The organism is Streptomyces sp. HUAS TT7 (genome assembly GCF_051550175.1).
Classification (GTDB): Bacteria; Actinomycetota; Actinomycetes; order Streptomycetales; family Streptomycetaceae; genus Streptomyces.
Map to the genome: position 1 here is coordinate 3,383,680 of NZ_CP196175.1, position 12,910 is coordinate 3,396,589.

General features: G+C 70.4%; 12 protein-coding genes. 6 read left to right on the forward strand and 6 right to left on the reverse strand.

Annotation, left to right across the window (positions count from 1 at the left end; genetic code table 11):
- The first annotated feature begins 84 nt into the window (after positions 1-84).
- Together ACSHXC_RS15055 and ACSHXC_RS15060 are read left to right on the forward strand one after the other, a co-directional pair.
- On the forward strand, positions 85-1,068 hold the full coding sequence (locus ACSHXC_RS15055) for a glycosyltransferase family 2 protein (RefSeq protein WP_438292095.1): 984 nt from the start codon (positions 85-87) through the stop codon (positions 1,066-1,068).
- Complete coding sequence (locus ACSHXC_RS15060) at positions 1,068-2,390, forward strand: alpha-2,8-polysialyltransferase family protein (protein WP_438292097.1); 1,323 nt, start codon at positions 1,068-1,070, stop codon at positions 2,388-2,390. The genes ACSHXC_RS15055 and ACSHXC_RS15060 overlap by 1 nt, the downstream gene beginning before the upstream one ends.
- 426 nt (positions 2,391-2,816) lie before the next feature.
- Here the strand turns inward: ACSHXC_RS15060 and ACSHXC_RS15065 are convergent, their stop codons facing one another.
- Together ACSHXC_RS15065 and ACSHXC_RS15070 are read right to left on the reverse strand one after the other, a co-directional pair.
- Positions 2,817-3,089 (reverse strand): hypothetical protein, encoded by a 273-nt coding sequence (locus ACSHXC_RS15065; protein WP_438292098.1) that lies wholly within the window; start codon positions 3,087-3,089, stop codon positions 2,817-2,819.
- A gap of 428 nt (positions 3,090-3,517) precedes the next feature.
- Positions 3,518-4,165 (reverse strand): TetR/AcrR family transcriptional regulator C-terminal domain-containing protein, encoded by a 648-nt coding sequence (locus ACSHXC_RS15070; RefSeq protein ID WP_438292099.1) that lies wholly within the window; start codon positions 4,163-4,165, stop codon positions 3,518-3,520.
- Positions 4,166-4,203: 38 nt separating this feature from the next.
- Here ACSHXC_RS15070 and ACSHXC_RS15075 point away from each other — a divergent pair, with 38 nt between their 5' ends.
- The 3 genes from ACSHXC_RS15075 (at position 4,204) to ACSHXC_RS15085 (ending at position 7,596) form a co-directional block, all read left to right on the forward strand.
- Positions 4,204-5,730 carry an FAD-dependent monooxygenase gene (locus ACSHXC_RS15075; protein ID WP_438292100.1) on the forward strand — a complete coding sequence of 509 codons (1,527 nt, stop codon included), beginning with the start codon at positions 4,204-4,206 and terminating at the stop codon, positions 5,728-5,730.
- Positions 5,731-5,765: 35 nt separating this feature from the next.
- Positions 5,766-6,254 carry a MarR family winged helix-turn-helix transcriptional regulator gene (locus tag ACSHXC_RS15080; protein WP_438292101.1) on the forward strand — a complete coding sequence of 163 codons (489 nt, stop codon included), beginning with the start codon at positions 5,766-5,768 and terminating at the stop codon, positions 6,252-6,254.
- Positions 6,255-6,450: 196 nt separating this feature from the next.
- The gene (locus ACSHXC_RS15085; RefSeq protein ID WP_438292102.1) at positions 6,451-7,596 is read left to right on the forward strand and encodes an acyltransferase family protein; all 1,146 of its coding nucleotides are present in this window, start codon (positions 6,451-6,453) and stop codon (positions 7,594-7,596) included.
- Positions 7,597-7,605: 9 nt separating this feature from the next.
- Here ACSHXC_RS15085 and ACSHXC_RS15090 read toward each other — a convergent pair whose 3' ends face one another.
- Together ACSHXC_RS15090 and ACSHXC_RS15095 are read right to left on the reverse strand one after the other, a co-directional pair.
- On the reverse strand, positions 7,606-8,193 hold the full coding sequence (locus ACSHXC_RS15090) for a Uma2 family endonuclease (protein WP_438292103.1): 588 nt from the start codon (positions 8,191-8,193) through the stop codon (positions 7,606-7,608).
- 102 nt (positions 8,194-8,295) lie between these two features.
- Positions 8,296-9,876, reverse strand: a complete 1,581-nt coding sequence (locus ACSHXC_RS15095; protein WP_438292104.1) for an acyl-CoA mutase large subunit family protein — start codon at positions 9,874-9,876, stop codon at positions 8,296-8,298.
- 207 nt (positions 9,877-10,083) lie between these two features.
- Between ACSHXC_RS15095 and ACSHXC_RS15100 the strand changes: the two genes are divergently transcribed.
- A complete protein-coding gene (locus tag ACSHXC_RS15100) occupies positions 10,084-10,971 on the forward strand; it encodes a L,D-transpeptidase family protein (protein ID WP_438292106.1) in 888 nt (295 codons plus the stop codon).
- 223 nt (positions 10,972-11,194) lie between these two features.
- Here ACSHXC_RS15100 and ACSHXC_RS15105 read toward each other — a convergent pair whose 3' ends face one another.
- The gene (locus ACSHXC_RS15105) at positions 11,195-12,190 is read right to left on the reverse strand and encodes a hypothetical protein (protein WP_438292107.1); all 996 of its coding nucleotides are present in this window, start codon (positions 12,188-12,190) and stop codon (positions 11,195-11,197) included.
- Positions 12,190-12,852, reverse strand: a complete 663-nt coding sequence (locus ACSHXC_RS15110) for an RNA polymerase sigma factor (protein ID WP_438296596.1) — start codon at positions 12,850-12,852, stop codon at positions 12,190-12,192. Before ACSHXC_RS15110 ends, ACSHXC_RS15105 begins: the two co-directional genes overlap by 1 nt.
- Positions 12,853-12,910 lie beyond the last annotated feature (58 nt).

Genomic DNA, 12,910 nt, shown 5'->3' on the forward strand with positions numbered 1-12,910 from the left:
GTTAACAGTCCCGCCATTCTTCGTTCACCCGGCATCTCTGTGCCGGACAGGACGAATGACGGGCGGCACCATAGCGTCACCGCCGTGGTCAAGCTCTCCGTCATCGTGCCGTTCTACAACGTGCGCGCCTACGCACCCGACACCCTGAGAAGTCTGCGCGCCAACGCCCGCGACGACTTCGAGTTCCTGCTGGTCGACGACTGCTCGTCGGACGGCACGACCGAGCTGCTCGAACGCGCCGAGCGCGAGCTGCCGGGGGCGGTGCTGCTGAGACACGAACGCAACGGCGGCCTGGCCACGGCACGCAATACGGGCCTGGACGCGGCCAGCGGCGAGTACCTGACGTACCTGGACGGCGACGACTGGCTGGCTCCGGGCTACTTCGCCCAACTCCTGTCCTGCATAGAGGAGTTGGGGTGCGATTTCATCCGCACCGACCATGTCCAGGTGACCGGCCAGGAGCGTACGGTGCACCGCGTGCCGCACGGCCGGCGCGGCGAGGTGATGTCACCGCGGGACGCGATCCTGCCCGCCACCCGCTCGACGTCGGTGGACTACGCGTACGCGTGGGCCGGGATGTACCACCGCAGGCTCGCCGAGCGCGGTCTGCTGCACTTCACCGACGGGCTGCGCACCGCCGAGGACCGGCCGTGGATCTGGCGGCTGCACCGCGAGGCGGAGTCGTTCGCGGTAACGGGACGGCTGGGCGTTTTCTACCGACGGGGAGTCGCTTCCTCCCTGACCCAGATCGGAGATGTGCGACAACTCGATTTCATTCGCGCATTCGATCAAGTAATCGAAGAAACGGCGAAGGACCCGAATGCGGCCGAACTGCTGCCGAAAGCCGTACGGACGTACTGCGCGATCATTTCCCACCATATGAGCAGCATCGAAAGGTTCGAACCGGCCGTGGCGAGAAAACTGCGGGCCATGAGCGCGGCCGCCCTGAGGCGCATGCCGCAGGACCACCTCAAGGACGCGCTGAACTCGATGGACTCCCGCCGCGCCGCCCGCCTGCGCCGCCTGCGCCACCGCCCGGCCACGTCTTCGGCGGGAGCTGCCGCCTGATGCGTACGACTCAAATCTTCGCGGCGTCCACGTTGTACGGGGTGGCCACGCTGGCCGCCGCGATCGACAGCGGGTGCTTCCCCGCGGCGGACCGGCGGCTGCTGCTCATCAGCAACAACGCGCCCGCGCCGGAGATCTCTTCCGCGCTCGACACCATGCCGGGCTTCACGCAGCTGCGCGGCCGCTTCGACGGGGTGCTCTCCTGGAACGACACCATCGCCCCCTTCCACCCGGGCGGCTGGTCCCCGCGACCGGACGATGTCCCGCTGTGGGAACGGCAGTTGAGGGTGTTGTGGGAGCTGTCCGACGACCGGATCGAGCTCGCCCTGGAATCCATCCAGGTGAACCCGGCCCAGGCGGTGGCCCAGATCTTCCCCGACGCGCCACTGACGGTGTACGCGGACGGCCTGATGACGTACGGCCCGACCCGCAACAAGCTCGACCCGCTGATCGGCACGCGGGTACGACGCGTACTCCACCTGGACCTGGTCCCGGACCTCGCCCCGCTGCTGCTCGGGGAGTTCGGGGTGCCGAGCGAGACGGTGCCGACGGCGGCGTTCACGAAGACGGTGGGTGAACTGGCGGCGGCTGAGGCTGAGTTGGGGGTGGATGCCGACGGTTCCGAGCCGGTGGCGCTGCTCCTCGGCCAGTACCTGTCCGCCCTTTCCATACTCACTCCCGCACAGGAGGAGGAGCTGCACCTGCGGATGCTGCGGGGGGCGGCCGCGCGGGGGCACGGCCGGATCGTCTTCAAGCCGCACCCTTCGGCGCCGCCGGCGTGGTCGCGCGAGCTGACCCGCGAGGCGGCCTCGCTCGGCGTCCAACTCACCGTTCTTGAACGGCCGTTGCTCGCGGAAGTGCTGTACGAGCGACTCTCCCCCGCACTGGTGGTGGGCTGCTTTTCCACAGCCCTGCTCACGGCGTCGACGTTCTACGGCATCCCGGTCGCGCGGGTCGGCACGGAGTTGCTGCTCGACCGGCTCGCCCCCTACCAGAACAGCAACCGGGTGCCGGTGACCATCGCGGACGCACTGCTCCCGCCGCTGGAGCCGGGCCCGGCGCCCGAGGTGGACCTGGCGGGGCTGCTCCCTGCCGTGGGGTACGCGATGCAACCGGAACTCCGGCCGGATCTGCGGGATGCGGCCGAGCGGTACCTCGCGGGATCCCTGGACGCGCACACCTGGCGGTACTTCAAGCGCCGCCGCTTGACGGCGCTCGGCCTGCCGGGAGCGATCCCGTCCCAGCTGGGCTTCATCCCACGCAACGCGACGGTTCGCCGGGTGGCTCGGCGGGTTCGGGGGGTTGTGCGGAGGGGGGCGTAGGGGGGTGCCCACCCTCCCCCAAGCTCTTGAGGAGCAGGGGGGACCCCCATCCCGTGCAGGGGGTTGGATGGTTCGGCTTCTGGGGGCTGCGCGACCAGCCCCCCGGCCCGCAGCCGTACGGAGGTGCCATGGCCACCGACTTCTACTGGACCTTCCGGACGGATTTCCCAGGCACCCTCAAGGAGAATCGTCACACCACCCCGATTGACGACTCCTCGAAATCACACGAAGCGCCCCGCGCAACGCATCCCCAGACCCCAACCACAAACATTTGAATACCCCCACGTCCAAACGCACAGCAAATTCACAGAATTGAGATGCAGAAAGGGGTGCGGGGCCTACCCGAAGTTTCGGAGGGAGGCCCCGCACCCCTTTTGATGACCTCTTTAAGGAGGCCTCGTAAATTCTTTGCTCGGGTCGGCGAGTTCAGTGGCGGACGCAGACCTTACGCGCCTTGTGCCAGGTCTTCGTCCAGTACCCGGGGTGGACCTTGCCGTGCCGGTCACGCGTGGCCTTGTGCCAGGTCTTGGTCCAGTACCCCTTGACCACGCGGCACCTCTCCTTGCCGCCGTGCGCCGCCGTCACGACCGTGTGCGACGGCGCGGCTTCCGCGACACCGACCGAGGAGAAAGCCACTCCTGCGGTGAGCGCGGCAGTAGCGGCGCCGAGAGCGATCACTCGCTTGAAACCTGCAATCATGACTCCACCTTTCTGCTTAGTAGAACCATCCGACGAGCTGGACAACGACAGTTTTATCACCGATGTCTCGACGGAATGCGAGTAGCACTCGGGCGCGCGGGAGCGTGAAGCGGTGGCGAGTTAAACCACGCACGCCCCCAGAAATGCGCCCCCTTTATTCCACCCTCGCATTGATGACATGTCCAATTCCAGAGCCGGTACGCGAGCGATTTCAGCGACACGTCTAGCGACACGTCTGCAGAAAATGAGGAAGCCGGGGACTCTCCCTGATCCGTGCCCCGCCGGGGCACAGGGGCCGGGCCCCCTGGAAGGGCCCCGGGACGCAGTCCCCGCAGGGGGTCCGGGGCAGAGCCCCGGGGAGGGCCCGGGCCCATCAACCCCGGGATCAACCCCGGGGCATGGGCGGGCGGGTGGGCAAACCACCCCCCTCACCTCCCAGCCAAATACACCGCCTCGATCCCCGCCACCACAACCCCCAGCCCCTCCTCGAACCGCTCGCCGAACCCCTCGAACATCTCCACCCCCGCCGCCGCGGCCAGCGGATACCCCGCGAGCTGATCCGCCCGCTCCGCCACATCGATGCCCGGACCCCGCTCGCCCGGCCTGGGACCCAAGCCCTGCTCCTCCTCGACGAAGCCCATCGTGTAGTGATACGTCGTCATCGCGGCCCGCACCGCGTCGCGGAATGCGAAGCCCCCCTCCAGCATCACGCCGAGGTACACCTCCATGGCCTCCGCGTGGCCGGTGTCGGTGAAGCGCGCACCCCCGTACACCTTCGCCCCGTCGCGGTACGAGAGCAGCATCGCGCGCAGGGCGCGGTTGAAGGCGCGGACCCCTTCCTGCCAGGTGCCGGAGTCCGCGCCGGGCACGCCGTCGGCGGTCATGCGCCGGTACATGACCGTCGCCATCTCGTCGACCAGGTCCTGCTTGTTCTTGAAGTGCCAGTACAGGGCCGGGGCCTTGACGCCGAGCTCCTTCGCGATGGCGCGCAGCGTGAGCCCCTCCAGGCCCAGCTCGTTCAGGAGCCTCAGCGCGGTGTCGGCGACCTGCGCCCGGTCGATCTTCGTCGTAGCCACCTTGACAACTTAACACCGTTAAGCCCATGCTTCCGAACATGGAACTTAACGACGTTAAGGAACCCGTCCCGGCCACCGTCCGCAAGGCCCCGGTCACTCCCCTCTCAACTGCCGGAGCGGCCGCCACCACCGACGTCCTCATCGTCGGCGCGGGCCCCACCGGCCTCACCCTCGCCATCGACCTCGCCCGCCGCGGCGTCCCCGCCCTGCTCGTCGAGAAGGCGGACCGGCTCTTCCCGGGCTCGCGCGGCAAGGGCATCCAGCCCCGCACCCTGGAGCTGCTCGACGACCTCGGCCTGGCCGAGACCGTGCTGCGAGCCGGCCGCGACTACCCGCGCATGCGCGACTGGGTCGGCCCGGACGGCACCGAGCGCGGCCGCGAGTGGGACGTGATAGAGCGCGCCGAGCCCACCGAGCAGGAGCCCTACGCCAACATCCTGCTGGTGGGCCAGGCTCGCTTCCAGGAGCTGCTGTACGCGCACCTCAAGAGCCTCGGCGGCGATGTCGCCTTCCATACCGAGGTGACCGCGGCCGACCAGGACGCCGACGGCGTCACCGCGTCCCTCGCCGACGGCCGCACCGTCCGCGCCCGCTACCTCGTCGCCGGCGACGGCGGCCGTTCCGGCATCCGGCGCGCGCTCGGCATCGCCATGGAGGGCGAGAGCGTCGACCCCAGGCCGATGCTCGTCGCGGACCTGACCGTCACCGACGACGCCGTCGTCGACGACCTCAACTGGCATGTGTGGACGCACAGTTCGGACGGCGGCGCCGTGCTCTGCCCGCTGCCCGGCGAGCCCAACCTCTTCCAGCTGATCGCCCAGTACTCCGACGAGAACGCCGTCCCCGACACCGGCGACGCGGGCGTCCGGAAGCTTGTTGCCGCCCGCACCGCGATCACCGAGGAACAGATCGCCGAGGTCCACTGGGCCTCCGACTTCCGCCCCCGCGCGGCGCTGGCCGACCGCTATCGCGAGGGCCGGATCTTCCTCGCGGGCGACGCCGCCCACATCCACTCCCCGGCCGGCGGCCAGGGTCTCAACACCAGCGTCCAGGACGCGTACAACCTGGGCTGGAAGCTCGCCCAGGTGCTCCGTCACGGCGCCCCGGACACCCTGCTCGACACGTACGAGCAGGAGCGCCGCCCCATCGCCGCCGACATGCTCGGCCTGAGCACGCGGCTGCACCGCACGGCCATCCTCGGCGAGAACAGCCAGCGCGGCTCCGAGGTCCGCCAGCTCGGCCTCGGCTACCGCGGCGGCCCGCTGTCCACCGGCCGCGCGGGCGCCCTGGAGGCCGGCGACCGCGCCCCCGACGGCAGGCTGCCCGGCGGCCGGATCTTCGACCTGCTGCGCGGCCCGCACTTCACCCTGCTCGCCTTCGACGCCCCCGCCCCCGCCCCCGCCCTCACCGGGGACCGGGTGCGGGTGCACGAACTGGGCGCGTACGAGGCGTACGGACGCGGCCTCTTCCTGGTCCGCCCCGACGGCTACGTCGGCTGGGCGGGCGAGGACGCCACCGGTCTCGACGACTACCTCGCCTCGATCGGTGCGACCGAACGCCCTTGACCTCAAGTCCGGTTGAGCTTCTACGGTCCTGAGTCATGGACAACGACACGCTCACCACCCCGCAGGCCGACGCATTCACCCCCACCCACGACGACGCCGGACTCGCCGCCCAGCCCATCGGCTACTGGAGCTGGGCCGCACACATCGCGGTGGTCACCCGCATCCGCGGCATGCTCTCGGAGCTGGGCCTCACCCAGCCGCAGTGGTGGATCCTGAACCAGACGCTGACGAGGCGCCCGCGCGCCGAGGTGGTGACCATGCTCCAGGGCTACCTGGCCACGGGCGCACCCGCCATCGAGGACGCCATCGACGAACTCGCGGTCCGCGACCTGCTCACCCAGGACGAGGCCGACCACCTCGAACTCACCGACGCCGGGCGGGAGTTGCGCGAGCAGGCGGCCGCCCGGCAGGGCGAGACCCGTGAGCTGATCCACGCCGGGATCACGGACGAGGAGTACGTACGCACCCTCAAGGTCCTCCAGCGCATGATCCACAACGTGGGCGGCAAGGCCTGGCACCACTGAGCCGCCCCCCCCTGTTGCGCACTCCCCTCCGGCCGCCAAATCGACGCCCAGGCAAACCCGTCCCGGCACCAGATGAACGTGCCGCGTCGGGCAGCGGAACTCCGCCGCCGCGGCCCCGTTTCCGGGCCGCGGCGGCCCTACTCTGTCGACGCCAAGGCCCGCCGGGCCGCAGCGGAACGCCGGGAAGAGGAAAGCCGTGACCAACACCCTGCCGCGGGTACGAACCACCGGCGGCGGTCAGCCGCAGCGGACGGCCGAGCACGCCCCGGTGGCGGCCCCGGTCTCCCGGCTCCGCGCGCTCGACGGGCTGCGCCTGGTCGCCGCCCTCATGGTCGCGCTCTACCACTACGGCGGCCGCTCCGGCGACATCAGCAAGGGCTGGGGCGCCTCCCCCAAGAAGCTGTTCCCCGCCACCCACGAGTGGTTCTCGTACGGCTGCCTCGGCGTGCAGATCTTCTTCGTCATCAGCGGCTTCGTGATCTGCATGAGCGGCTGGGGCCGCCCGCTCCGCTCGTTCTTCGCCTCGCGCGTGGCCCGGCTCTACCCGGCGTACTGGGCGGCCCTGATCATCATCACCGCGGTGTTCGCGCTGCCCTGGGTCGTCTACAAGACGGTCACACCCAGCGAGCTCGTGGTGAACCTGACCATGCTGCAGATGCCGGTCGGCGTGCACCGCGTGCTCGGGGTGTGCTGGACGCTCTGGGCCGAGCTGCGCTTCTACGCCCTGTTCGCCCTGTGTGTCGTCCTGCCCGGCGCGACCCGCCGCCGCGTCGTGCTGTTCTGCGCGGGCTGGACGCTGGCGGCCGCGCTCACCGCGACGGCCGAACAGCCTTTCCTGGACGCCGTGTTCATGCCCGAGTACGCACCCTTCTTCATCGGCGGCATGGGCCTGTACCTGCTGCACCGCAACCGGCGGGACGTCACCGCCTGGGGCATCGTCGCCGTCAGCTGGGCCATCGGCCAGCACTACGCCGTCGCGGGCCTGTGGCACAAGCCGAACCCGGCGGCCTTCTCCAACCGGCACGCCTCGGTGATCATCGCCATCATCACGCTGGGCTTCCTGCTGGTCGGCGCGATCGCACTCGGCTACTTCCGCTGGGCGAACTGGAGCTGGCTCACCGTGGCGGGAGCCCTGACGTACCCCTTCTACCTGGTCCACGAACACCTGGGCTGGGTGGTGGTAGGCGTACTGCACCGCAAGCTGCACATCCCGGCCCCGGCCACCTTCGCCCTGACCATCGCGGCGATGCTGGCCCTTGCCTGGCTGCTGAACCGCTACGTGGAACGCTGGGCGACCCCGATGCTGCGAAAGGCCCTCACGACCCGCCCGGCGACGCCCTGACCGGGCCGCTCAGTCGCCGTCCCCGTCGAGCAGGACATCCACGGGAAGCTTCGGAGTCACGCCCACCGATTCCGGAACCACCAGGTGCGTGCCACGCTTGTACGAGGTTCGGGTCCTGTACGTGTCTTCACCCGGGTCGGTGAAGAGCAGGACCTCGTCGTGCCTGCGGTCCACGACGACGTAGACCGGGACCCCGGCCCGGGCGTAGCACTCCACCTTGGGGCCGAGGTCGTCGGACCAGTTCGACGAGGTCACTTCCAGAACCATGCGGAAGACGTTCGGGGCGTAGCAGTTCTTCTGGACGAGCGCGTCACGGAAGTCCGCGTCGACGACGGAGAAGTCGGGGATCGCGAAGTCGTCCGGCAGCGCGGGCAGCCACAACCCGATGCCCTGGACGTACCTGAGCCCGGCTTGCCGTGCTCCCGCCTTGTCGAAAGCCACGACCAGCCAGGTCAACGACAGCGCGTGCGCGCCGTCCGGCGGCGGTGTCGCAGTGAGCCTCCCCTGGAGAATCTCCACGCGGTGCCCGGGCGGCAGTGCGCTGGAGAGCAGGTCGGCGGCTTCGCCCAACGTCCGCTCGTGATGCAGTACAGCCACGGCATCCTCCTTCTGAGGGCTCACTCTTCACGAGCGTAACCGAGGGCGTACGGGTTCCGCCCCCGGTCACCCATTCGAGGGATTCGCCCCGCGAGGAGCGGCTCAGAACGCGTCCGTCGGAACGTACGTCCCCCACACCTCGCGCAGCGCGTTGCACACCTCGCCCACCGTGGCGCGGGCCTTCAGCGCGTCCTTCATCGGGTACAGGACGTTGTCCTCGCCCGCGGCCGCCTTCTTCAGCTCGGCCAGCGCCGCGTCCACCGCGGCCTGGTCGCGCTCGGCGCGCAGGGTGGCGAGGCGGGCCGCCTGCTGGGCCTCGATCGCCGGGTCGACGCGCAGCGGCTCGTACGGGTCCTCGGTCTCGATCTGGAAGCGGTTGACGCCGACCACGACGCGCTCGCCCGAGTCGGTCTCCTGGGCGATGCGGTAGGCGGAGCGCTCGATCTCGCCCTTCTGGAATCCGTGCTCGATCGCGTTGACCGCGCCGCCCAACTCCTCGACCCGTCCCATGAGTTCGACGGCCGCCGCCTCCACCTCGTCCGTCATCCTCTCGACGACGTACGACCCGGCGAAGGGGTCGACGGTGGCGGTCACGTCCGTCTCGTACGCGAGGACCTGCTGGGTGCGCAGGGCCAGGCGCGCGCTCTTGTCCGTCGGCAGGGCGATCGCCTCGTCGAAGGAGTTGGTGTGCAGCGACTGGGTGCCGCCGAGCACGGCCGCGAGGCCCTGGACGGCGACGCGCACCAGGTTGACCTCGGGCTGCTGCGCGGTGAGCTGCACGCCGGCGGTCTGCGTGTGGAAGCGCAGCATGAGCGACTTGGGGTTCTTCGCGCCGAACTCGTCCCGCATCACCCGGGCCCAAATACGCCTGGCCGCACGGAACTTGGCGACCTCTTCGAGGATCGTCGTGCGGGACACGAAGAAGAAGGAGAGGCGCGGCGCGAAGTCGTCGACGTCCATCCCGGCGGCGACCGCGGTGCGTACGTACTCGATGCCGTCGGCCAGCGTGAACGCGATCTCCTGCGCGGGCGAGGCGCCGGCCTCGGCCATGTGGTAGCCGGAGATCGAAATGGTGTTCCACTTGGGGATCTCGGCCTTGCAGTACTTGAAGATGTCCGCGATCAGGCGCAGCGAGGGCTTCGGCGGGAAGATGTAGGTGCCGCGCGCGATGTACTCCTTGAGCACGTCGTTCTGGATCGTGCCGGTGAGCTTGTCGGCGGCAACTCCCTGTTCCTCGCCGACCAGTTGGTACATCAGGAGCAGCAGCGCGGCCGGGGCGTTGATCGTCATCGACGTCGAGACCCTGTCGAGCGGGATGCCGCCGAACAGGACGCGCATGTCGTCGACGGAGTCGATGGCGACGCCCACCTTGCCGACCTCACCGGAGGCGATCGCGGCGTCGGAGTCGTGACCCATCTGGGTCGGCAGGTCGAAGGCGACCGAGAGGCCCATGGTGCCGTTGGCGATCAGCTGCTTGTAGCGGGCGTTGGACTCGACGGCGGTGCCGAAGCCGGCGTACTGCCGCATCGTCCAGGGCCGGCCGGTGTACATCGACGGGTACACACCGCGGGTGAACGGGTACGCGCCGGGCTCGCCCAGCTTCTCGGCGGGATCCCATCCGGCGAGGGTGTCCGGTCCGTAGACCGGCTCGATGGGCAGCCCGGATTCCGACTCGCGCGCCATGTGCTGTGCCTCCCGCTAGGGCTCTACAACTCATCTACTCACTGGTACCCCGACCCTCGCGACGGACTGTAGCGGCGGGCGTGCGGCGGGTGGAGAGGCGCACGCTGGGAGCTTGCTCACAGGTTCCGTGATGCGGCCGGCTGCTTTTGCAACCGTTCGGCGCGGGAATCTGTCTCTGGGGACACCAGAGAATCAGGGGGGCGTCCAATGCGCCGGAACCACCAGAGCACTCTCATAGTCAGAACCCTCGCCGCGGCCGCCGTCGTCGCGGTGGCCGTCGGGTGCAGTCCGCAGAGTTCCAAGGCAGCCGAGCCCGGCGCTCCCGCGGCGCCCGGCTCACCGTCGCCCGCGTCATCGTCATCGGCCCCGACCTCGTCATCCCCCTCCGCCTCCACCGATGACAAGCCGGCCGGCTCGCCCTCCCCCACCGCGTCGGCCACCACCGCGGCCAAGCCCGCGCCCGAGGTCTTGATGTCGAACGGCGCCAAGGGCGACCAGGTCAAGGAGCTCCAGGCCAGGCTCGCCCAGATCGGCTGGTTCGACGACACCCCGACGGGCACGTACGGGGCCGCGACCACGGCGGCCGTCAAGGGCTTCCAGGGCAGGCGCGGGCTCGCCGAGACGGGCACGACGGACAGCGTGACCTGGGACCGGCTCCTCGCGATGACGACGAAGCCGACGGCCGAGGAACTGGCCGGCCAGGCCGTCAACAAGCCCGCCGCCAAGCTGGATCCGCGCTGTATGACGGGCCGCGTGATGTGCATCAGCAAGACCAGCCGCACGCTGTCCTGGGTGGTCAACGGCAAGGTGCAGTCGACAATGGACGTGCGCTTCGGCTCGCAGTACACGCCGACCCGCGAGGGCGTCTTCAAGGTCTTCGAGAAGAGCCGCAACCACGTCTCGACGATCTACCACACGGCCATGCCGTACGCGATGTTCTTCAGCGGCGGCCAGGCGGTGCACTACTCGTCCGACTTCGCGGCGCGCGGCTACAACGGCGCCTCGCACGGCTGCGTCAACGTCCGGGACAAGGGCAAGATCGCGGCGCTCTTCGACGCGGTGCACATCGGCGACAAGGTCGTCGTCTACTGGTGACCGGTTGCCGGTTCGGTCAAGAGGGAGGGCGCGGGCGGGACCGGGGGAACGTGTCCCGCCCGCGCCATTCGCGCGGAGCCGTGGGTACGGGGGGAACCCCGGCTCATCTGCGCCGCCGATGACCAGTCGGCTCACTCAGTACTGCGCCGCCGTCTCAAAAAACGTTACTGCCGGTTCCGACCTGCGCTTCGGTACGCGGTTTCCAACCCCGGGCGAGCGCGTTTCAGTGCGGTACGGCCGGGGTGAGCGTGCCCGGCTTGAGCCAGTCCAGGAGGTGGCCGGGCCGGGTGGTCACGGAGCTCTGCTTGCCGCCGCCTCCGCCGCCGCTCTTGCCGGAGCCGTCGCCCTTGCCCTTGCCTTTGCCCCCGTTGTCGTCGCCGTTGCCCGAACCGTCGCCCGTACCGCCGGGCTTGCCGCCCTTGCCGTCGAGCAGCAGATCGCAGAACGCCTTCACCGCGGCCGGGCCGTGCGCCGCGGACTCCAGGCTGCGGCGCTTGTCCGGGTCGAGCTTGCCCGAGCGGTAGTCGCGGCAGTCGTCGGCCGTCTTGGCGAGCCACAGGCCGCTGTCCCCGCCATCGTTGTCGCCGCCCGAACCGCCGGGCTGCGCACCGCCCTTCTTGTCTCCGTCACCGCTGCCGCCCGCGGCCGAACCGTCGGGGCTCGCCGAGTGCGAGGAGTCGCCGGGCGTGCCCGCGCCGGTGGACGGCCCGTGCCGGTCGGGCGTCGGGGAGCCCGGGGGCAGCGAGTGCGAGGGCGAGGTGGCGACCGGACCCGGGGTCACCTCGGCGGAGACGGTCGAGGCGGGCGTGGGGTCCTGCTCGTCGAAGGCGAAGGGCCCGGGCAGCACGCCGGTGCCCGCGGCGACAGCGACCCCGCCGAGCGCACAGCAGGCCAGCGCGGCGGCGAGGCCGAGGCGCACCGGTGCGAAGCGTCTGCGCCGGGGCGCCGGATGCACCTCGGCGACGCGTCCGACCCGTACGACGCCGAGGGCCTCCGCGTCGGGAGCGCCCTCGGGGCGGGCCTTGCGGAAGGCGGCCAGGGCGGCCGCCTCGCCGGGGAGTTCGGTGGTGGCCGGCTCGTCGTGGGCGAGGGAACGCAGCAGGGCCGAGAGCCGGTCGGCCTCGGCGCGGGCCCGCTCGTCACCGGGCTCGACCCCTTCGCCGCGCAGCAGTCGCTCGGCGGCATCCCCGTCAAGCCACTCGTGCCGCTCGTCAGCCATCACATGTCCTTCTGCGTCCGGGCGCGCGATTGCGTCACACCGCGTTCCGGCGCACGCTGCGACGGCACGGCACCCAGCTCCTCCACATCCTCGGTTACGTCCCCCGGGGGGCCGTCCGCGCCGAGCAGTTCAGCCAGCCGCTTCAGGCCCCGGTGCGCGGCGGTCCGCACCGCGCCGGGCCGTTTGCCCAGGGTCTGCGCCGCGCTCTTCGCGTCCAGACCGACCACGACGCGCAGCACCACGGCCTCGGCCTGGTCCTGCGGGAGCTGGGCGATGAGCGCCATCGTACGTCCGGTGCCGAGCGCCTCCATCGCCTCGTCCGCGGTGTCCGACGCGGCGGCGTGCGAGGTCAGCTCGCTCTCGTCGCCGCCGACGGCGGGCCGGCGGCCACGCATCCTGATGTGGTCGAGCGCCCGGTTGCGGGCGATGCGGGCGGCCCAGCCGCGGAACCGGTCGGCGTCGCCCTTGAAGCGTCCGAGGTCACGGGCGATCTGGAGCCAGGCCTCGGAGGCCACGTCCTCGGTGTCGGGTTCGCCGACCAGCGTGCGGACATAGCCGAGCAGGCGCGGGTGCACAGCGCGATAGACAGCACGGAAGGCTTCCTCGTCCCCGTCCTGCGCCCTGAGCACCGCGGCGGTCAGCTCCGCGTCGTCCCCCAGCAATCCCTGCACCCTGTCTTGACTGGCTTGTCCTGATGTCACCGCTGGTCACCACTGTCGC

Coding starts and splice junctions, on each gene's coding strand:
- ACSHXC_RS15065 (WP_438292098.1), bottom strand. CDS start 3,089: ATGATTGCAGGTTTCAAGCGAGTGATCGCTCTCGGCGCCGCTACTGCC.
- ACSHXC_RS15080 (WP_438292101.1), top strand. CDS start 5,766: ATGGACAACGACACGCTCACCACCCCGCAGGCCGACGCATTCACCCCC.
- ACSHXC_RS15060 (WP_438292097.1), top strand. CDS start 1,068: ATGCGTACGACTCAAATCTTCGCGGCGTCCACGTTGTACGGGGTGGCC.
- ACSHXC_RS15100 (WP_438292106.1), top strand. CDS start 10,084: ATGCGCCGGAACCACCAGAGCACTCTCATAGTCAGAACCCTCGCCGCG.
- ACSHXC_RS15075 (WP_438292100.1), top strand. CDS start 4,204: ATGGAACTTAACGACGTTAAGGAACCCGTCCCGGCCACCGTCCGCAAG.
- ACSHXC_RS15105 (WP_438292107.1), bottom strand. CDS start 12,190: ATGGCTGACGAGCGGCACGAGTGGCTTGACGGGGATGCCGCCGAGCGA.
- ACSHXC_RS15095 (WP_438292104.1), bottom strand. CDS start 9,876: ATGGCGCGCGAGTCGGAATCCGGGCTGCCCATCGAGCCGGTCTACGGA.